This is a genomic window from Ruegeria sp. CH8, assembly GCF_056536985.1.
The window spans coordinates 41,293-60,319 of record NZ_JBQFQR010000019.1 but is presented as its reverse complement, the minus strand read 5'-3'; the positions used below and the strand labels follow the sequence as shown (position 1 = coordinate 60,319).

General features: G+C 58.1%; 26 protein-coding genes. 25 read left to right on the top strand and 1 reads right to left on the bottom strand.

All coding sequences use genetic code 11. The annotated features are described in order from the left end of the window. The 10 genes from rpsQ to rpmD all read left to right on the top strand — a co-directional run bounded on the left by rpsQ (position 1) and on the right by rpmD (position 4,077). Positions 1–231: a 30S ribosomal protein S17 gene (rpsQ, locus tag ACR0ER_RS19475; protein ID WP_152459158.1), complete on the top strand. Its 231-nt coding sequence runs from the start codon at positions 1–3 to the stop codon at positions 229–231. 76 nt (positions 232–307) lie between these two features. Next, the gene (gene rplN / locus ACR0ER_RS19470) at positions 308–676 is read left to right on the top strand and encodes a 50S ribosomal protein L14 (protein ID WP_008757934.1); all 369 of its coding nucleotides are present in this window, start codon (positions 308–310) and stop codon (positions 674–676) included. Positions 677–678: 2 nt separating this feature from the next. After that, the gene (gene rplX, locus ACR0ER_RS19465; RefSeq protein WP_170334100.1) at positions 679–990 is read left to right on the top strand and encodes a 50S ribosomal protein L24; all 312 of its coding nucleotides are present in this window, start codon (positions 679–681) and stop codon (positions 988–990) included. After that, entirely contained in the window at positions 983–1,543 is a 561-nt protein-coding gene (gene rplE, locus ACR0ER_RS19460) for a 50S ribosomal protein L5 (RefSeq protein WP_170334098.1), read from the top strand. The genes rplX and rplE overlap by 8 nt, the downstream gene beginning before the upstream one ends. Positions 1,544–1,562: 19 nt before the next feature. Further along, entirely contained in the window at positions 1,563–1,868 is a 306-nt protein-coding gene (gene rpsN, locus ACR0ER_RS19455; protein WP_068340744.1) for a 30S ribosomal protein S14, read from the top strand. Between the two features lie 13 nt (positions 1,869–1,881). Then, positions 1,882–2,274 carry a 30S ribosomal protein S8 gene (rpsH, locus tag ACR0ER_RS19450; RefSeq protein ID WP_068340741.1) on the top strand — a complete coding sequence of 131 codons (393 nt, stop codon included), beginning with the start codon at positions 1,882–1,884 and terminating at the stop codon, positions 2,272–2,274. 11 nt (positions 2,275–2,285) lie between these two features. Then, positions 2,286–2,819, top strand: coding sequence for a 50S ribosomal protein L6 (gene rplF, locus ACR0ER_RS19445; protein WP_170334096.1), 534 nt, complete (start codon positions 2,286–2,288; stop codon positions 2,817–2,819). Between the two features lie 11 nt (positions 2,820–2,830). Then, entirely contained in the window at positions 2,831–3,190 is a 360-nt protein-coding gene (rplR, locus tag ACR0ER_RS19440) for a 50S ribosomal protein L18 (RefSeq protein WP_170334094.1), read from the top strand. A 116-nt stretch (positions 3,191–3,306) separates the two neighbouring features. Next, on the top strand, positions 3,307–3,876 hold the full coding sequence (gene rpsE / locus ACR0ER_RS19435; protein WP_155148691.1) for a 30S ribosomal protein S5: 570 nt from the start codon (positions 3,307–3,309) through the stop codon (positions 3,874–3,876). Positions 3,877–3,888: 12 nt separating this feature from the next. Next, entirely contained in the window at positions 3,889–4,077 is a 189-nt protein-coding gene (rpmD, locus tag ACR0ER_RS19430; protein ID WP_170328767.1) for a 50S ribosomal protein L30, read from the top strand. Between the two features lie 150 nt (positions 4,078–4,227). On the opposite strand, the gene ACR0ER_RS19425 is transcribed toward rpmD, so the two are convergent. Beyond that, entirely contained in the window at positions 4,228–5,214 is a 987-nt protein-coding gene (locus ACR0ER_RS19425; protein ID WP_480770360.1) for a sulfotransferase, read from the bottom strand. A gap of 282 nt (positions 5,215–5,496) precedes the next feature. On the opposite strand from ACR0ER_RS19425, the gene ACR0ER_RS19420 reads away from it, so the two are divergent. The 15 genes from ACR0ER_RS19420 (at position 5,497) to ACR0ER_RS19350 (ending at position 18,851) form a co-directional block, all read left to right on the top strand. Further along, positions 5,497–5,712 carry a DUF1127 domain-containing protein gene (locus tag ACR0ER_RS19420; protein WP_480770359.1) on the top strand — a complete coding sequence of 72 codons (216 nt, stop codon included), beginning with the start codon at positions 5,497–5,499 and terminating at the stop codon, positions 5,710–5,712. A 214-nt stretch (positions 5,713–5,926) separates the two neighbouring features. Next, positions 5,927–6,400 carry a 50S ribosomal protein L15 gene (gene rplO / locus ACR0ER_RS19415; protein WP_480770358.1) on the top strand — a complete coding sequence of 158 codons (474 nt, stop codon included), beginning with the start codon at positions 5,927–5,929 and terminating at the stop codon, positions 6,398–6,400. 109 nt (positions 6,401–6,509) lie between these two features. Beyond that, positions 6,510–7,874 carry a preprotein translocase subunit SecY gene (secY, locus tag ACR0ER_RS19410; protein ID WP_170334086.1) on the top strand — a complete coding sequence of 455 codons (1,365 nt, stop codon included), beginning with the start codon at positions 6,510–6,512 and terminating at the stop codon, positions 7,872–7,874. Further along, the gene (locus ACR0ER_RS19405) at positions 7,871–8,446 is read left to right on the top strand and encodes an adenylate kinase (RefSeq protein WP_480770357.1); all 576 of its coding nucleotides are present in this window, start codon (positions 7,871–7,873) and stop codon (positions 8,444–8,446) included. The genes secY and ACR0ER_RS19405 overlap by 4 nt, the downstream gene beginning before the upstream one ends. A 201-nt stretch (positions 8,447–8,647) precedes the next feature. Beyond that, positions 8,648–9,016 carry a 30S ribosomal protein S13 gene (gene rpsM, locus ACR0ER_RS19400; RefSeq protein ID WP_170334082.1) on the top strand — a complete coding sequence of 123 codons (369 nt, stop codon included), beginning with the start codon at positions 8,648–8,650 and terminating at the stop codon, positions 9,014–9,016. Positions 9,017–9,031: 15 nt separating this feature from the next. After that, positions 9,032–9,421 (top strand): 30S ribosomal protein S11, encoded by a 390-nt coding sequence (rpsK, locus tag ACR0ER_RS19395; protein ID WP_008757289.1) that lies wholly within the window; start codon positions 9,032–9,034, stop codon positions 9,419–9,421. 114 nt (positions 9,422–9,535) lie between these two features. Further along, positions 9,536–10,552 (top strand): DNA-directed RNA polymerase subunit alpha, encoded by a 1,017-nt coding sequence (locus ACR0ER_RS19390; protein WP_058276312.1) that lies wholly within the window; start codon positions 9,536–9,538, stop codon positions 10,550–10,552. A 118-nt stretch (positions 10,553–10,670) separates the two neighbouring features. After that, entirely contained in the window at positions 10,671–11,090 is a 420-nt protein-coding gene (rplQ, locus tag ACR0ER_RS19385; RefSeq protein ID WP_480770356.1) for a 50S ribosomal protein L17, read from the top strand. 134 nt (positions 11,091–11,224) lie between these two features. Next, on the top strand, positions 11,225–12,556 hold the full coding sequence (locus ACR0ER_RS19380; RefSeq protein ID WP_480770355.1) for a DUF3300 domain-containing protein: 1,332 nt from the start codon (positions 11,225–11,227) through the stop codon (positions 12,554–12,556). Position 12,557: 1 nt separating this feature from the next. Continuing rightward, a complete protein-coding gene (locus tag ACR0ER_RS19375; RefSeq protein ID WP_480770354.1) occupies positions 12,558–13,448 on the top strand; it encodes a DUF2950 family protein in 891 nt (296 codons plus the stop codon). A 169-nt stretch (positions 13,449–13,617) separates the two neighbouring features. Continuing rightward, a complete protein-coding gene (locus ACR0ER_RS19370; protein WP_480770353.1) occupies positions 13,618–15,003 on the top strand; it encodes a trypsin-like peptidase domain-containing protein in 1,386 nt (461 codons plus the stop codon). Positions 15,004–15,007: 4 nt separating this feature from the next. Next, positions 15,008–16,321, top strand: coding sequence for a replication-associated recombination protein A (locus ACR0ER_RS19365; protein WP_480770352.1), 1,314 nt, complete (start codon positions 15,008–15,010; stop codon positions 16,319–16,321). A gap of 106 nt (positions 16,322–16,427) precedes the next feature. After that, positions 16,428–17,471, top strand: a complete 1,044-nt coding sequence (locus ACR0ER_RS19360) for an RluA family pseudouridine synthase (protein ID WP_480770351.1) — start codon at positions 16,428–16,430, stop codon at positions 17,469–17,471. Continuing rightward, complete coding sequence (locus ACR0ER_RS19355) at positions 17,468–18,139, top strand: HAD-IA family hydrolase (RefSeq protein ID WP_480770350.1); 672 nt, start codon at positions 17,468–17,470, stop codon at positions 18,137–18,139. Before ACR0ER_RS19360 ends, ACR0ER_RS19355 begins: the two co-directional genes overlap by 4 nt. Before the next feature lie 4 nt (positions 18,140–18,143). After that, positions 18,144–18,851, top strand: a complete 708-nt coding sequence (locus tag ACR0ER_RS19350; RefSeq protein ID WP_480770349.1) for an ATP12 family chaperone protein — start codon at positions 18,144–18,146, stop codon at positions 18,849–18,851. Positions 18,852–19,027 lie beyond the last annotated feature (176 nt).

Here is a 19,027-nt window from a genome sequence, read left to right as displayed (position 1 = left end):
ATGCCCAAGCGTATCCTGTCCGGAGTAGTAACCAGCGACGCCAACGAGCAAACCGTGACTGTTTCGGTTGAACGCCGTTTCAAGCACCCGCTGCTGCACAAAACCGTTCGTAAGTCCAAGAAATACCGGGCTCACGACGAAAAGAACGCCTTCAAGGTCGGCGACACCGTACGCATCATCGAATGCGCGCCGAAATCGAAGACGAAACGTTGGGAAGTTCTGGAAGCGTAAGCTTCCGGGATTTTCCCATTTGTCGAAACCCTGGGGGATCTAACCAGACCAGCCCCCACAGGTCGGGAGAAACCACATGATCCAGATGCAGACCAATCTGGATGTCGCTGACAACTCCGGCGCACGCCGAGTTCAGTGCATCAAGGTCCTGGGTGGTTCCAAGCGTAAATACGCCTCCGTCGGCGACATCATTGTCGTCTCGGTGAAGGAAGCCATCCCGCGCGGTCGCGTAAAGAAAGGTGACGTCCGTAAGGCCGTCGTCGTACGCACCGCCAAGGAAGTCCGTCGCGAAGACGGCACCGCGATCCGTTTCGATCGCAACGCCGCCGTCATCCTGAACAACAACAACGAGCCCGTAGGTACCCGTATCTTTGGCCCCGTTGTTCGCGAACTGCGCGGCAAGAACTTCATGAAAATCATCTCGCTGGCTCCGGAGGTGCTGTAATCATGGCTGCTAAACTCCGCAAAGGCGACAAGGTCGTCGTGCTGGCCGGCAAGGACAAGGGCAAAGAGGGAACGATTACCTCGGTTGACCCGAAAGCCGGTAAAGCTGTTGTCGATGGCATCAACATCGCCATCCGCCACACCCGTCAGTCGCAAACCTCGCAAGGTGGCCGCCTGCCTCAGGCAAACCCGATCGAGCTGTCGAACCTGGCGCTGCTGGACGCAAACGGCAAAGCAACCCGCGTTGGCTTCCGCATGGAAGGTGACAAGAAAGTGCGCTTCGCCAAGACCACAGGGGATGTGATCGATGCTTGATAACGCAACCTACACCCCGCGTCTGAAAGCTCAGTACGCTGAAACCATCCGTGCCGCTCTGAAAGAAGAGTTCGGCTACAAGAACGACATGCAGCTTCCCAAGCTGGAAAAAATCGTTCTGAACATCGGTTGTGGTGCTGAGGCCGTCAAAGACTCGAAGAAGGCGAAAGCTGCTGTCGAAGATCTGACTGCGATTGCTGGTCAACAGGCCGTTGCAACCAAGGCGAAGAAATCGATCGCGGGTTTCCGCGTCCGTGAAGACATGCCGCTGGGCGCGAAAGTGACCCTGCGCGGTGACCGGATGTACGAATTCCTGGATCGTCTGATCACCATCGCGATGCCGCGCGTTCGTGACTTCCGCGGTGTTAAGCCGTCTTTCGATGGCCAGGGCAACTTTGCCATGGGCATGAAAGAGCACATCGTGTTCCCGGAGATCGACTTCGACAAAGTTGACGAAGTCTGGGGCATGGACATCGTAATTGCCACCACAGCGAAAACCGACGCTGAAGCAAAGGCACTGTTGAAAGCTTTCAACATGCCGTTCAACGCGTAAGCGCCGGAAGGATAGAGACATGGCTAAAAAAGCAATGATCGAACGCGAGAAGAAGCGCGAACGCCTGGTGGCCAAATATGCCGCAAAGCGTGCCGAGCTGAAAGAAATCGCGAATGACGAGAGCCGCCCAATGGAAGAGCGCTTCAAAGCGCGTCTGAAACTGGCGAAACTGCCGCGCAACAGCTCGGCTACCCGTCTGCACAACCGTTGTCAGCTGACCGGTCGTCCCCACGCTTATTACCGTAAGCTGAAGGTCAGCCGTATCGCGCTGCGCGAGCTGGGTTCTGCTGGTCAGATCCCCGGCATGGTGAAATCGAGCTGGTAAGGGAGACATAGATATGAATGATCCTATCGGCGATATGCTCACCCGTATCCGCAACGCGCAAATGCGCGGCAAGTCCACCGTTTCCACCCCGGCTTCCAAGCTGCGTGGTTGGGTTCTGGACGTGCTGGCGGACGAAGGTTACATCCGTGGCTATGAAAAGACGACCGGTGAAAACGGTCATCCGGCCATCGAAATCAGCCTGAAATACTACGAAGGCACCCCTGTCATTCGCGAACTGAAGCGGGTTTCCAAGCCTGGCCGTCGCGTCTACATGGGCGTCAATGACATCCCGCAGGTCCGTCAGGGTCTGGGCGTGTCGATTGTCAGCACTCCGAAAGGTGTGATGTCGGACGCAAACGCTCGCTCCAACAATGTTGGCGGCGAAGTGCTCTGCACCGTCTTCTAAGGAGGTCTGCAATGTCTCGTATTGGTAAAAAACCGGTCGAGCTGCCCAGCGGCGTTTCCGCCTCTGTGTCGGGTCAGACCATCGAAGTCAAAGGTCCGAAAGGCACCCGCAGCTTCACCGCAACTGACGATGTGACTCTGTCGGTCGAAGACAACGTGGTCAAAATTGATCCACGTGGTACGTCCAAGCGCGCACGTCAGCAGTGGGGCATGAGCCGCACCATGGTTGCCAATCTGGTGACCGGTGTGACCCAGGGCTTCAAGAAAGAGCTGGAAATCCAGGGTGTGGGTTACCGCGCTCAGATGCAGGGCAACACCCTGAAGCTGAATCTGGGCTACAGCCACGATGTTGATTTCACTGCGCCGGAAGGTGTCACCATCACCGCGCCGAAGCAGACCGAGATCGTTGTGGAAGGTATCGACCAGCAGCAGGTGGGCGAAGTTGCGGCCAAAATCCGCGAATGGCGCCGTCCCGAGCCGTACAAAGGCAAGGGCATCCGCTATAAGGGCGAGTTCATCTTCCGCAAGGAAGGCAAGAAGAAGTAAGGACGCAAACAATGGCAAACAGCAAAAGAACCCTGTTTCTGAAGCGCCGCCTGCGCGTTCGGAACAAACTTCGCAAAGTCAACGCCGGCCGTGTACGCTTGTCGGTTCACCGTTCGAACAAGAACATCAGCGTTCAGCTGATCGACGACGTTCGTGGCGTGACCCTGGCCTCGGCCTCGACCCTAGAAAAAGATCTGGGTGTTGTTGGCAAGAACAACGTCGAAGCAGCGGCGAAAGTCGGTGCGGCCATCGCCGAGCGTGCCAAGAAGGCAGGCGTCGAAGAGGCCTATTTCGATCGTGGTGGCTTCCTGTTCCACGGCAAAGTGAAGGCTGTCGCCGACGCTGCGCGTGAAGGTGGTCTGAAGATCTAAGACCTGCGGGCGGGTTTCGATCCGCCCCGATGATCCGGGAGCCCTGACGTCAGTTGGGGCTCACTTGGATTGAACTAAACGGCGCGACAAGCGCCACATGAGAAAAGGGATGCCAAATGGCAGAACGTGAAAACCGTCGGGGCCGTGGCCGCGACCGTGAAGAAGCACCGGAATTTGCAGATCGTCTGGTCGCAATCAACCGCGTGTCGAAAACCGTAAAAGGTGGTAAGCGCTTTGGCTTCGCCGCTCTGGTGGTTGTCGGCGATCAGAAAGGCCGCGTCGGCTTTGGCAAAGGTAAAGCGAAAGAAGTACCTGAAGCCATCCGTAAGGCGACTGAACAAGCCAAGCGTCAGATGATCCGTGTGCAACTGCGCGAAGGTCGTACTCTGCACCACGATATCGAAGGCCGTCACGGCGCCGGTAAAGTGGTTATGCGCACCGCACCTGAAGGTACTGGTATCATCGCCGGTGGTCCGATGCGTGCCGTGTTCGAAATGCTGGGCGTAAAGGACGTTGTGTCCAAGTCGCTGGGCTCGCAGAACCCGTACAACATGATCCGCGCCACCATCAACGGCCTGCAGAAAGAGCAGAGCCCGCGTTCGGTTGCCGCACGTCGTGGCAAAAAGGTTGCCGACATCCTGCCCAAGCGGGACGAAGCACCGGCTGCTGCTGAAGCAGAAGCGTAAGGAGAGCGAACCATGGCAAAAACCATCGTCGTCAAGCAGATCGGTTCCCCGATCCGCCGCCCCGCTGAACAGCGCGCAACCCTGATCGGTCTGGGCCTGAACAAGATGCACAGAACCCGTGAGCTGGAGGATACTCCTTCGGTCCGCGGCATGATCAACAAGATCCCGCATCTGGTAGAGATCGTCGAAGAGCGCGGCTAAGCGCACTTCCATCGAACAAGAAACGCCTCCGATGTCTCGGGGGCGTTTTTTTGTGTCAGATGGTTTGTCGTGTCCAGAAGCGTATAGCCGTTATTTTAGCGCAGATAGACGTGAAGATACCTTGTTGAGAAGATTTCCACGTCGACCTTTTTATAACCCATATTTCGCAGCCCAGCCCGTTGCCCGTTCGCCGAACATCGCCGCGGATTTTTGAATTTCGTCTGCATAGGCTTCGATCATCCGTGCTTTGATCTCTCCCTGAAGCAAGACCTGAGCCGTGCCTCCCTTTTCGTTGGGCGAAGGAATAAGGTTTTTGTCCTTGTCCAGACGATGTTCCATCGACCATTTTGAGCCACTGCCTTGTTCGCCCGTTACGGTAGCGTGGATTTCGTCGCTTATCCCTTTGGGGCTGGAAATAATCTCCTCCAGGGAAAACACTCTGATAGCATCTTCGCCGTATACATCGCGCCAAACCCGATAGATCTCGGAAGGTTGGGAATTCAGCGGAGGTGTTATCGTTTCCTGATCGACGATCTTCTGCCCCCTGCTCGATTTCAACAACTTCTCCATGCGAGCCTGTTGCTGAGATCTTATTCTTATCAAGTTTCCTCGTGTCTCTCTACGCAGGCGCATATTAATAGCCGACCACGCGCGTGAAATGGGATCGCGGAGTAAAAGGACAATTTTGGCGTGGGGTAAAAGGGAATGAACGCGTTGCACGCCTGCGCGTTCCAGCCGCGAATAGCCCGGTGTGATATCGCCCGTAATGGTCCCTTTGGGTTTGAGGGAGAACATGTCGATGTAATCCGCGTCGCAGCAGCCGTTTTCAAGATAGCTACGACTTTTTTTCAGAAATTTCAGATCACGGTCATCGACTTTTCGAAGGCCTTCGCGCGTACGTCGAGCGTTCAGCAGTGATAGGCGAAAACCCCTAGATTGCAGCGCGTCATAGAGTTTTTGTTGTCTTTCGTGGCGTTTGGGGATCTCGCTTCCATCGAAATGATGGAATTCTTTGACAAGAGGCATCCAATATCGGTCATCCAGCGACAGGATTTGCTGCAGCGTTCGTGTTCCGGCTTTTTGAAGCCCGATGCATAGGAAATCTGGACCCGCTGCCTCTGGTGGACGAACTGACAAGCTTTGCTCCTTAAAGTAATTCGGGCGACATCGCCCTTGGACGTATCTAACTTTGTGCGAACCTTGTCGACAATCATTGTTGTGAGGTGATCTCAGCAGGATTGCTATGAATAAACGCAATTTTGAGATCACGCGCGTTTCAGTCATTCCATAGCTGCATAGCGGCTAGACTGAATTCTGCGTTGTTAGCGGTATCCAGCGAGCCTATCTGAGGCCTGCCTCCAAAAGGACCAGAACAGAGATCACCGGGGAATACGCCTCGATCAGGAAAGGAATTCAGATATGGCTTACACAGCAACAACCACGCACGGCGGCACCAACCTGATCGCCCGCATCGCGGACTTCGCCGCCAAGGTGAAAGAATCATACGCTCTGCGCGCAGAATACAACCGCACCTATTCAGAGTTGCAAGGACTAACCGACCGCGAATTGAACGATATCGGCGTGCGTCGCTGCGATATCAAGGACATCGCGCGCGATCACGTTTACTGCTCGTAATTCCAAAGATCACACCACTCACCCAAGGGGCGTCGTTTCGGCGCCTCTTTGCGTTTTGTCTGGTGACGCACGCGCAACGAATGACAAAGCTTGCAACACACAGCGCAAAGCTGTAATGCGCAGCGGTGGCGTTTGTCCACGAGAATCAAAACCAAGAAATGCCGTGTTTGGCCCATCACGCTTCGGGGGTCACATCCGGCTTAGGAGAAGCGAAATGAAACTGAACGAATTGCGCGACAATCCCGGCGCCGCACCGAAACGCACCCGCGTTGGCCGTGGTCCCGGTTCCGGCAAAGGTAAAATGGGTGGCCGTGGTATCAAAGGCCAGAAATCCCGTTCGGGTGTGGCCATCAATGGCTACGAAGGCGGCCAGATGCCGCTGTACCAGCGCCTGCCCAAGCGTGGCTTCAACAAGCCGAACCGCAAGGAATTCGCCGTAATCAACCTGGGCCTGATCCAGAAATTCGTCGATGCCGGCAAGCTGGACGCCAAAGCTGCGATCACCGAGGATGCACTGGTTGCATCCGGTCTGGTTCGTCGCAAGCTGGACGGCATCCGCGTTCTGGCCAAAGGCGAAATCAGCGCCAAAGTGAACCTGGAAGTCACTGGTGCTTCGAAATCTGCTGTTGAGGCAGTCGAGAAAGCGGGCGGTTCACTGACGGTCACAAAAGCCGCTGCGGCAGAGTAAGCGCTTGTGAGCGGGCGAAGACCCGCTTACATAGACCTCAGAGTTTTCCAAGACGCCGTCCGAGCCGGAAAACGGTTCCGGGCGGTGTTTTCATAAGAGAGACCGATTTATGGTATCAGCAGCAGAACAAATGGCAGCCAACACAAGCTGGTCTGCCCTTGGCAAAGCCACCGATCTGCGCAACCGCATCCTGTTCACGCTGGGTTTGTTGATCGTCTATCGTCTGGGCACCTTTATTCCGGTGCCGGGGATTGACGGGCAGGCGCTGCGTGAGTTCATGGAGCAAGCGGGGCAGGGCATCGGCGGCATGGTTTCGATGTTCACCGGCGGGGCGTTGGGGCGGATGGGTATCTTTGCCCTCGGCATCATGCCCTATATTTCGGCCTCGATCATCGTGCAGCTGCTGACATCGATGGTTCCCGCGCTCGAACAGCTCAAGAAAGAGGGCGAGCAAGGCCGCAAGAAGATCAACCAGTACACCCGTTTCGGCACCGTGGCGCTGGCCACCGTTCAGGCCTATGGTCTGGCGGTTTCGTTGGAATCGGGCGATCTGGCGACCGATCCGGGCATGTTCTTCCGTATGTCGACCATGATCACGCTTGTGGGCGGTACCATGTTCCTGATGTGGCTGGGTGAGCAGATCACCGCACGCGGCATCGGCAACGGTATCTCTCTGATCATTTTCGTCGGCATCATTGCCGAGGTTCCGGCTGCGCTGGCGCAGTTCTTCGCCTCGGGCCGTTCGGGCGCGATCAGCCCCGCCGTGATTGTTGGTGTGATCGTGATGGTCATCGCCGTGATTACCTTTGTGGTGTTCATGGAACGCGCGCTGCGCAAGATCCATATTCAATACCCGCGCCGTCAGGCCGGTATGAAGATCTATGAGGGCGGCTCCAGCCACCTGCCGGTCAAAGTGAACCCGGCGGGCGTGATCCCGGCGATCTTTGCCAGCTCGCTGCTGCTGCTGCCGGTGACGATCTCGACCTTCTCGTCTGGTGCCACCAGCGGGCCGGTAATGTCGTGGCTGCTGGCCAACTTTGGTCCCGGTCAGCCGCTGTACCTGCTGTTCTTCGCGGCCATGATCGTGTTCTTCGCCTATTTCTACACGTTCAACGTGTCGTTCAAACCGGACGATGTGGCGGACAACCTGAAAAAGCAGAACGGTTTTGTACCGGGTATCCGTCCGGGCAAGAAAACCGCCGAGTATCTGGAATACGTGGTCAACCGCGTGCTGGTTCTGGGTGCGGCCTATCTGGCGGCGGTGTGTCTGCTGCCTGAAATTCTGCGGAACCAGTTTGCCATTCCGTTCTATTTCGGCGGCACCTCGGTTCTGATTATCGTCTCTGTGACCATGGACACGATCCAACAGGTTCAGAGCCACCTGCTGGCGCATCAATACGAAGGGCTTATAGAAAAGTCCCAGCTGCGCGGCAAAGGTAAGAAACGCGGCAGGAAGGGACCCTCTCGTCGATGAACATCATTCTTCTTGGCCCCCCGGGGGCAGGCAAAGGCACTCAGGCGCAGCATCTGGTTGAAACCCGCGGGATGGTTCAGCTGAGCACCGGCGACATGCTGCGCGAGGCCAAGACCTCGGGCACCGAAATGGGCCAGAAGGTTGCCGAGATCATGGACGCAGGCAAGCTGGTCACCGATGAGATCGTGATCGGCCTGATCGAAGAAAAGCTGATGACCGAAAAGGGCGCAGGCTTTATCTTTGATGGTTTCCCGCGCACGCTGGCCCAGGCCGATGCCTTGGCGGCTTTGCTGACCAAGCTGGGCCAGTCGCTGCACACCGTGATCGAAATGCGCGTGGATGACGAAACGCTGGTCAAGCGCATCGTCAACCGGGCCGAAGAGGCGCGCGCTGCTGGCAAGCCCGTGCGGGCGGATGACAACGAAGACAGCGTTCGCATCCGGCTGATGGAATACTACAAAAAGACCGCGCCGCTGATTGGTTATTACCACGCCAAGGGCGACCTGCGACCGGTCAACGGTCTGGCCAGCATCGACGAAGTCACCGCCTCGATTGAGGCGATTCTGAACTGACTTCAGGTTGGGGCTTGACGGCCCCATCAAAAGCCCATATCGACCCCCATCCCCTAAGGGAATCAAGACCGCAGGAGAGATTCGTCCCAACTGCCCCGACCACCTCGAATAATGCTGAACCCTCTGGCGACACTGCCACGGTAAAGCGTTGTGAAAAAAGGTTCTGGAGCTACGGAACCGCAACGAAAAGGAAAGTGACACGTGGCACGTATTGCCGGCGTAAACATCCCGACTGCAAAGCGGGTACCTATCGCCCTCACATATATCACCGGTATCGGCAACACCTCGGCTAAAGCGATCTGCGAAGCCGTGGGCATTGAAGCGACCCGTCGCGTCAACGAACTGTCCGACTCCGAAGTTCTGGCCATCCGTGAACATATCGATGCCAACTACACCGTTGAAGGTGACCTGCGTCGTGAAGTTCAGATGAACGTCAAGCGCCTGATGGACCTGGGCTGCTATCGCGGTCTGCGTCACCGCCGCAACCTGCCGGTTCGCGGTCAGCGCACCCACACCAACGCTCGTACCCGCAAAGGCCCCGCAAAGGCCATCGCTGGTAAGAAGAAATAAGGGAGGGTCTGACTGATGGCACGTGATAAGACTCGCGTTAAGCGCAAAGAGCGTAAGAACATCGCATCGGGCGTTGCCCATGTGAACTCGACCTTCAACAACACCAAGATCCTGATCTCGGACGTACAGGGCAACGCCATCTCGTGGTCGTCTGCCGGTACCATGGGCTTCAAAGGATCGCGGAAATCGACCCCCTACGCCGCTCAGATGGCTGCAGAAGACGCAGGCAAGAAGGCGCAGGAACATGGCGTCAAGACGCTGGAAGTCGAAGTTCAGGGCCCCGGTTCGGGTCGTGAATCGGCTCTGCGCGCGCTGGCCGCAGTGGGCTTCAACATCACGTCGATCCGCGACGTGACTCCGATCGCTCATAACGGCTGCCGCCCGCCGAAGCGCCGCCGCGTCTAAGCGATTTAGAATTGAGCTGGGGCTGTGTTTTTGCACGGCCCCAGCACGTCATTTTGAACCTCGGGCGTCTGCACCTTGTTGGTCATGGGGCGCGGACAGGAATGGAGGGATTACATGATCCATAAGAATTGGGCAGAATTGATCAAGCCGACCCAGCTGGAAGGTAAGCCGGGCAACGATCCTGCGCGTCAGGCAACCCTGGTTGCTGAACCGCTGGAGCGTGGCTTCGGTCTGACCCTGGGCAACGCCCTGCGCCGCGTTCTGATGAGCTCGCTGCAAGGTGCGGCCATCACCAGCGTCCAGATCGACAACGTCCTGCACGAGTTCTCCTCGGTCGCGGGCGTGCGTGAAGACGTCACCGACATCATCCTGAACCTCAAGCAGGTTGCCCTGCGTATGGAAGTCGAAGGCCCCAAGCGCCTGTCGATCAATGCCAAAGGCCCCGCAGTTGTCACCGCGGGTGACATCAGCGAAAGCGCCGGCATCGAGGTTCTGAACCGCGATCATGTCATTTGCCACCTGGACGATGGCGCCGACCTGTTCATGGAACTGACCGTCAACACCGGCAAGGGCTATGTCTCGGCTGAGAAGAACAAGCCGGAAGACGCCCCCATCGGCCTGATCCCGATCGACGCGATCTATTCGCCGGTCAAAAAGGTCGCCTATGACGTTCAGCCGACACGTGAAGGTCAGGTTCTGGACTATGACAAGCTGACCCTGAAGATCGAAACCGACGGTTCGATCACGCCGGAAGACGCGCTGGCCTTTGCTGCTCGTATCCTGCAGGACCAACTGTCGATCTTCGTCAACTTCGACGAGCCGGAATCGGCTGGCCGCCAGGACGAAGACGATGGTCTGGAGTTCAACCCGCTGCTGTTGAAGAAAGTGGACGAGCTGGAACTGTCGGTCCGTTCGGCAAACTGCCTGAAAAACGACAACATCGTTTATATCGGCGATCTGATCCAGAAAACCGAAGCCGAGATGCTGCGCACTCCCAACTTCGGCCGCAAGTCGCTGAACGAGATCAAAGAAGTGCTGTCCGGCATGGGTCTGCACCTCGGCATGGATGTCGAGGACTGGCCGCCCGACAACATCGAAGATCTGGCGAAGAAATTCGAAGACGCGTTCTAAGCGCGTCTTCCCCAATGCCCGGGCTTCCGGGGACTGTATGGGCACTTCCGCCCCAAGGAGAGCCGGTGACACGCATCGCCGGCCAGACAAAGCAAAACGCGAAAGAAGGAACTAGAAAATGCGTCACGCACGTGGTTACCGCCGCCTGAACCGTACACATGAGCACCGCAAGGCGCTGTTTGCGAACATGGCTGGCTCGCTCATCGAGCATGAGCAAATCAAAACAACTCTGCCCAAGGCAAAAGAACTGCGCCCGATCATCGAAAAGCTGGTCACTCTGGGCAAGCGCGGCGACCTGCACGCCCGTCGTCAGGCCGCAGCACAGCTGAAAGAAGACAAAGACGTCTCAAAGCTGTTCGAAGTCCTGGGTCCCCGCTACGCCGAGCGTCAGGGCGGTTATGTCCGCATCCTGAAAGCTGGCTTCCGCTATGGTGACATGGCACCGATGGCGATCATCGAATTCGTTGATCGTGACGTCGACGCCAAAGGCGCGGCCGACAAAGCCCGCGTTGCCGCCGAAGAGGCAGCAGAAGAATAAGAAAGCCCGGCTTTCTGGTTTTCGGCCCCCGCGTCCCAGACGCGGGGGTTTTTTGTGAGAAACTGGCGCTTTTGCTGTTCGGTTGCCAGAATCGGAAACATCGGTGATCCTTTCAGAAATTGAAGGATCGCAATATGTTTAGATATATACTGTTTGCGCTCGGTATTGGCGCATCCACGGCCTTGTTTGCGCAAGATGCATCTGAAGATGCCGCCGCAACAGAAGACGCCTCGGCAACTTCATCCGATCTGTTAACAGACGCAGAACTGCAAACACTGGTCGCGCCGGTGGCTCTTTACCCCGACACGTTGCTTATACAGATCTTTGTCGCGGCCACGCAGCCCTTGGAGATTGTAAAGGCCGAGCGCTATTTGCTGGACAATGCCGATCGCGATCCTGCCGAGCTTGAACCAGAAATTGAGGCAATGGGCTGGGACCCTTCCGTCAGTGTCTTGGCGACGGCATTTCCCGAAGTAGTTGGTCAGATGGCCACCCATATCGATTGGACCGAAACCATGGGCACGGCGATGCTGGCCCAATCCGATGATGTGATGGACGCAGTTCAGGTGATGCGAGATCAGGCCATCGATAGTGGTGCGCTGGTTTCAGGTCCTGAGCAAACCGTCGAAGTGTCTGATGACGAAACGGTTGTTATTACGCCTACGCAGCCTGAAACGGTTTACGTCCCGCAATATAACCCAGAGACTGTCTATACCGGCCCGTCGACCGGAGACGTGGTTGGTGCGGCGCTGCTGACTTTTGGCACCGTGGCATTGATCGACGAAATATTTGATGATGATGACGACTGGTACGACTACTGGGGCTGTCGGAACTGCGGTGGCTGGAACGGTCAACCCATCGTTAGGAACCCCGATATCGACATTGATGTCGACCGCAACATAGACATCGACAGGGACATTGATCTCGGCGACCGGACGGAAATTGGCTGGAAACCCGATCCTGAGCGTCAGCAGGAGGCGCGGGATAAAATTGCGGATCACAAACGACCTGAAGGAGGGCGCGGCGACCTGCCTGTGAACCGTCCCGAAGGTCGCACGGACGAACTGCGGGCCAAATTGAGCCGTGAATCCGGTGCGGCTGACATCAGCCGGGACCGGGCGGAGGCAGTCGCGGCTGGTGCGGGCGCTGGGGCTGTCGCAGGCAGTGCTCTGGCTAACCGTGGTGGCAAGAAGGACCTGCCTCAGGTGAACCGGGGCAACGTGGATCGGGACAAGGCGGCCGCCAAAAAGCAGGCTATTGACCGCACCAAGCAACGGCCCGATGCAGCAAAAAAGCCAGTTAAAAAGAAACCGCAGGCCGCCAAGAAACCTCAGACAAAGAAGGCGGCGGCTCAGCGCAAACCCTCTGCGTCCAAGGGTAAGGCGATGAAGAAAAAAGCGTCAGGCAGCAGAACCCATAAAGCCTCCAAACGTGGACACGCCGCCAAAGGCAAGCGGAGACGGTAAGATGCGTAGATCAGTTATTTCTTTTGCCCTAATCGCCTTGTCAGCGGGTCCGGCGCTGTCCGACGGTGCCAGTTTTGACACTCCGCAAACTGCTCTGGACGCTTTTGTCGAAGCGCTAAAGGCTGATGATCAAAGCAAGTTACTGGAGATTTTCGGGCCGGAAGCCGAAGACCTGATTGGCACAGGCGATCCGGCAGAAGATCAGGAAAGACGGCAGGAAGTTCTTGGCATGTACGCCGAGGGATACCGCTTTCAGCCCGAGGATGACGGGGTCGTTCTTCTGTTGGGTGAGGACGCCTGGCCCTTCCCGATTCCAATTCTACGTGGGGAAGACGGCTGGCAATTCGATCTTGAAGCCGGGATCGAGGAGCTTTCTGCCCGTGAGATCGGTTTGAATGAGTTGGAAGTGATCGAACTGCTTGAGGCCTATGTCGATCTTCAGGCGGCATTCCGACTGGTTGATCACAACGGCGATGGCGTCATGGAATTCGCGCAGACGATTATCGCCGATCCTGAGGAACGAAACGGGTTGTTCTGGCCGGACGAAGACAGCTTTGTCGGCGCAGCGCTGGCCCGCGCCGCGGCTACCGGGTGGAGCGACGGTGAGGCTGATTATGAGGCTGAACCGTTCCTGGGATACTATTACACGATCCTGCAGGCGCAGGGTCCGAACGCTCCGGGTGGTGCCTATTCCTATTTCGTCGGTGACCATTTCGTCGCGGGGCATGCGCTTCTGGCGGTGCCATCGGACTATGGTGAGACAGGCATCCACTCGTTTCTGGTGGGCGAGAACGGAATTGTCTACGAGGCAGATTTTGGCCCCGAGACACTGGAACGTTCGGCTGAAATCACGACATACGACCCCGGTGCGGACTGGTCTCCGGTAGAGTAGTCGGCAGTTAAGGTTGATGTCGGTTAGCCACTAGTGGTGTTCGTCAGGTGCCGTACGCAAGTTACGGGCGAAATGATCGCACTTAGCGGTCCGCTGCAAGGCCACCGGACGCTTGCATTACGTTTCTCGCGGACGCATATCCAACACAACTCTGCACGTTGAGGTCTTTATGTTCCGCGCGACACTAATCGCTCTTTCATTTGCTTGTGCTTCAGTTGCCACGGCTGAAACCCGAGTGCCTCAAACTCAGGCTGAGATCTCTTTGGGATTTGCGCCAGTGGTCAAGCAGGCTTCTCCGGCCGTTGTGAACATCTATGCAAAGATCGTACGGCAGGGGCGGGCGAACCCGTTCTTTTCGGACCCGTTCTTTCAGGATTTCTTTGGCCGTGGGTTCAACGAGCCCCGCGCACGGGTACAGAACTCGCTTGGGTCGGGTGTGATCCTGTCGGAAGATGGCTACATGGTTTCGAATTATCACGTGGTTGGCACGGCCACTGAAATTCGGGTGGTAACCACAGATCGGCGCGAATTCTCGGCGCAGGTGGTTCTGGGGGATAAGGAAAGCGACATCGCCATCCTGCGGCTGGAAGAGGCCAAGGGCCTGCCGTACCTGCAGATGCGTGATTCCGACCATGTCGAGGTGGGAGAACTGGCACTGGCCATCGGTAACCCGTTCGGTGTGGGGCAGACGGTGTCGTCGGGCATCATCTCGGGGCTGGCGCGGACAGGTGCGGCCACGGGGAACGCGCGGGGCTATTTCATTCAGACCGATGCGGCGATCAATCCGGGCAATTCAGGCGGCGCGCTGATTGATGTGAATGGTGACCTGATCGGGATCAATACGGCAATTCTGACCCGCTCGGGCGGGTCCAACGGCATCGGATTTGCCATTCCGGCCAATCTGGTGGCGGAATTCCTGCGTCAGGCGCAAGACGGCAATGAAAGTTTCATCAGCCCGTGGGCCGGAATGGCCGGTCAGCACATGAGCGCGGACATCGCCGAGTCTCTGGGGTTGGTAATCCCACTGGGTGTGGTGATTTCCGACCTGCACCCGCTGAGCCCACTTGCCGAGGCGGGTCTGCGCGTAGGGGATGTGGTCACCCACGTGGATGGGGATGAGGTGAATTCTCCGGCCGAAATGAAGTTCCGCATGTCGGTGGCTGGGGTTGGTGGCACGTCAATGGTGACCCTCCTGCGCGGGAACGAGCAGGCCGAGTTGGAAATTGCGTTGATCAAAGCGCCTGAAACCCCTGCGGCCGAGGAAACAACACTGGACGATCAGACTGTGATGCCGGGGCTGAAAGTTTCACGCATCAACCCAGCGGTAATTGCCAATATGGGTTTGCTGCTGTCTCAGACCGGAGTGGTCGTGGTGGATGCTGGCCCTTACGGTGGTCGGTCCGGGATGCGTAAAGGCGATGTGATCAACAGTATCAATGGCACGCAGATAGAAACTCCCGGCGACGTGGTGGATGCGCTGACTGATCCGGGTCGACGGTTTAATCTGGACCTTCTCAGAGGGGGGCGTTCGGTCTCTCTGCGGTTCCGGTTGTGATCGCGTGAGTGATCTGTTCGATACCGGGGCTGCCCAGCCCGCGCCACCCGCGCATCGCCCGCTGGCCGACCGTCTGCGCCCGCAGAGTTTGGCTGAGGTGATCGGGCAGGAACAGGTACTGGGGCCGGACGCGCCTTTGGGGGTCATGCTCGCCTCGGGCAGCTTGTCCAGTCTGGTGTTCTGGGGGCCTCCGGGCGTTGGCAAGACAACCATCGCGCGGCTTCTGGCGCAGGAAACCGATCTGCACTTCGTTCAGATCAGCGCGATTTTCACCGGTGTGCCGGACCTGAAAAAGGTGTTCGAGGCTGCGAAAATTCGCCGCCAGAACGGGCAGGGCACGCTGTTGTTCGTGGACGAGATTCACCGGTTCAACAAAGCCCAGCAAGACGGGTTCCTTCCGCATATGGAGGACGGGACTATCTTGCTGGTCGGTGCCACGACCGAGAACCCATCTTTTGAACTGAACGCCGCTGTGCTCAGCCGGGCGCAGGTCCTGGTTCTCGAGCGCCTTAGCCTTGTCGATCTGGAACGCCTGACCCAACGGGCCGAGAAGGAGCTGGATCGCGCGTTGCCTCTGACCGGCCCGGCGCGCGAGGCGTTGCAAGAGATGGCCGACGGCGATGGCCGGGCGCTGTTGAACCTGATCGAACAAATCGCAGCTTGGAAGGTCGATTCTCCGCTCGACCCTGATGCGCTGTCGACACGGCTTATGCGCAGGGCGGCTAAATACGACAAGTCGGGCGATGAGCACTACAACCTGATCTCGGCCCTACATAAATCGGTGCGCGGGTCTGATCCGGACGCAGCGCTTTACTGGTTTGCGCGGATGCTGACGGGGGGCGAGGACCCGCGCTATCTGGCGCGGCGGATTACGCGGATGGCGGTCGAAGATATCGGTCTGGCCGACCCGCAGGCGCAGGCGATCTGCCTTCAGTCCTGGCAAACCTATGAACGCCTGGGTTCGCCCGAGGGCGAATTGGCCCTGGCGCAGGCGCTGGTCTATCTGGCGCTGGCTCCAAAATCGAACGGGGCATATGTGGGATACAAAGCGGCGATGCGGTTGGCCAAGCAATCGGGCAGCGAACCGCCGCCCAAACATATCCTGAACGCCCCGACCTCGCTGATGAAGGATCAGGGCTATGGTGCGGGCTATGCCTATGACCATGACGCCGAGGATGGGTTTTCGGGGCAGAACTACTTCCCGGATGGGATGGAACGGCCCGAGCTGTATCAACCGGTTGAACGCGGGTTCGAGCGGGAACTCAAAAAGCGGCTGGATTATTTCGCGAAACTGCGGGCGCAACGGAACAGGCCCTAGCGCTGGCTTGACTCTTGCGGTGCGGCACGCCACAGACGCGCATGTTTTCTAAGGCACCTATGGGCACACAATCCGCGCGGAACCGCCGCGTGAAGGGGATATCGGTATGAGCGGCGTACAAATGATCACCGTGGCAGAGGGTGACGGCGACCAGCGGATCGACCGCTGGCTGCGCCGGCTGTTTCCGCATGTCAGTCAGGGCCGCATCGAAAAGATGTGCCGTAAGGGTGAACTGCGCGTCGAAGGGGGTCGTGTTAAGGCCTCGACCCGGCTTGAAGTCGGGCAGGTCGTGCGCGTGCCGCCTCTGCCGGATGCCGATCACAAGCCTGTTGAGGTCAAGCGGCGCATTTCGGACGCCGATGCCAAGATGATCCAATCCTGCGTGATCTACCGTGACGATCACGTGCTGGCGCTGAACAAGCCGCACGGTTTGCCCGTACAGGGTGGCAGCGGCCAGACCCGCCACGTGGACAGCCTGTCCGAGGTACTGCGCTTTGGCTATGACGAGAACCCCCGTCTTGTGCACCGGCTGGACAAAGACACTTCAGGCGTTTTGCTACTGGCCCGCACGCGCGAGGCTGCGAAGGGATTGACCGCCGCGTTCCGCCACCGAGACACCCGCAAGATCTATTGGGCGCTGGTTGCAGGTGTGCCGACGCCTTATTTGGGCGAGATCAAGACTGGTTTGGTCAAGGCCGCAGGCCACGGTAAGCACGGTGAGGGCGAAAAGATGATCGCTGTCCACCTGAACGAGATCGACGACAATCCGGGCGCGAAACGCGCGCATACTCTTTACGCGACCCTCTACCGTGTGGCCGGGCGCGCCGCGTGGGTGGCGATGGAGCCGATCACCGGGCGTACCCACCAGTTGAGGGCGCATATGGCGGCCATAGGGCATCCGATCATCGGCGACGGCAAGTACGGCGGCTCGGGTCAGGAAAATCTTGGCGATGGTTGGGGTGCACAACTGGGCGGGATCATCAGCAAAAAGCTGCACCTGCACGCTCGGCAAGCGACGTTCCAGCATCCGGTGACGCGCAAGACCATCACCGTCACCGCGCCGCTGCCCGATCACATGAAACACAGCTGGGACACGTTCGGTTGGACCGAGGATCTGGCCGCAGATGACCCATTCGAGGAACTGCAATGAGCGCACCGCTGCGTCTGGTGCTATTCGATGTCGACGGCACGCTGGTCGACAGCCAGAGCAGCATCGTTTCGGCAATGACCGCCTGTTTCGAGGCCCAATCCCTGCCTGTGCCGGAGCGTGAGGCTATCCTGTCGATCGTGGGGCTGTCTCTGCCCAATGCCATGGCGCAGCTGGCACCCGAGCATCCCGACAACCTGCAGCACCGTCTGGTCGAGGGCTACAAGGAAGCCTATCACGCGCAACGTTTGGAGCAGGGGGCGGCAAGCTCTCCGCTGTATCCGGGTGCGCGCGATGCCATCGAAGCCCTGCACGAGGTGCCCGAGGTTCTGCTGGGCGTGGCCACTGGAAAATCTCAGCGCGGTCTGGATGCACTGATCGAGGCGAACGGCCTGGAACGTTACTTCGTCACCCGGCAGGTGGCGGATCACCACCCGTCCAAGCCGCACCCGTCAATGATCGACACGGCGCGCAGCGAAACCGGGGTGGAGGCGGCCAATACGGTCATGATCGGCGATACGAAGTTCGATATGGACATGGCCCGTGCCGCCGGAGTGGCGGGCATTGGCGTGACCTGGGGCTATCATGACCGATCCGTTCTGGACAGCGCGACCTGCATTATTGAAACCTTTGACCAGTTGCCCCGCGCGCTGGACGACATCTGGATCTGACAACATGAGCGACTGGAAACCCAAGCGATTTTGGACCGAGAGCGCGGTGGTGGAAACCGAAGGTGGCTATACCGTCGAACTGGACGGTCGCCGTGTGAAAACCCCGGCCAAAGCGGCTTTGGTCCTGCCGACCCGCGCCATGGCCGACGAGGTCGCCGCAGAATGGGAAGCGCAGGAAAATGTGATCGACCCGACGTTGATGCCCTTCACCCGATCGGCAAATGCCGCCATCGACAAGGTCCATCATCAACACGCCGAGGTTGCAGATATGCTGGCCGATTACGGCGATTCGGACCTGCTGTGCTATCGCGCGGTTCACCCGCAAGAGTTACAGCAGCGCCAGGCCGAACAATGGGACCCGTTGCTGGATTGGGCGGCTGAAATGCTGTCGGCGCGGTTGTTGCCTGTGGCCGGTGTGTTACACCAACCGCAGCCGCAGGCGGCGCTGTCCACCCTCAGGGAACGTGTCCACGGATTAAACGACTTCCAACTGGCCGCCTTCCACGATCTGGTTAGCCTTTCAGGCTCTCTCATCCTAGGATTTGCCGCGGCGCAAAACCGAGCAGGTGCGGAAGAAATCTGGCAGATTTCACGACTGGACGAGATGTGGCAGATCGAACAATGGGGCCATGATGACGAGGCTCACGCGGTTTCTGAAACCAAGAAAGCAGCCTTTTTGCACGCCAAACGGTTCTTTGACCTCTCGGTTTGAGCCCTCAGGGCCTGATTTTCGAACGTTGGGCGAGCCATCTCTGGATTGACCCATCGTTTTCCCTGATCCAACCCTTGACGTTTGTTTATGAATGCGCCCAAACTCATGTTCACTAAAGGGGAGACACCTTTGGGAAACCTTTCTGGTGCCAGAGGTGCCGGACAGAACCGCCCTTT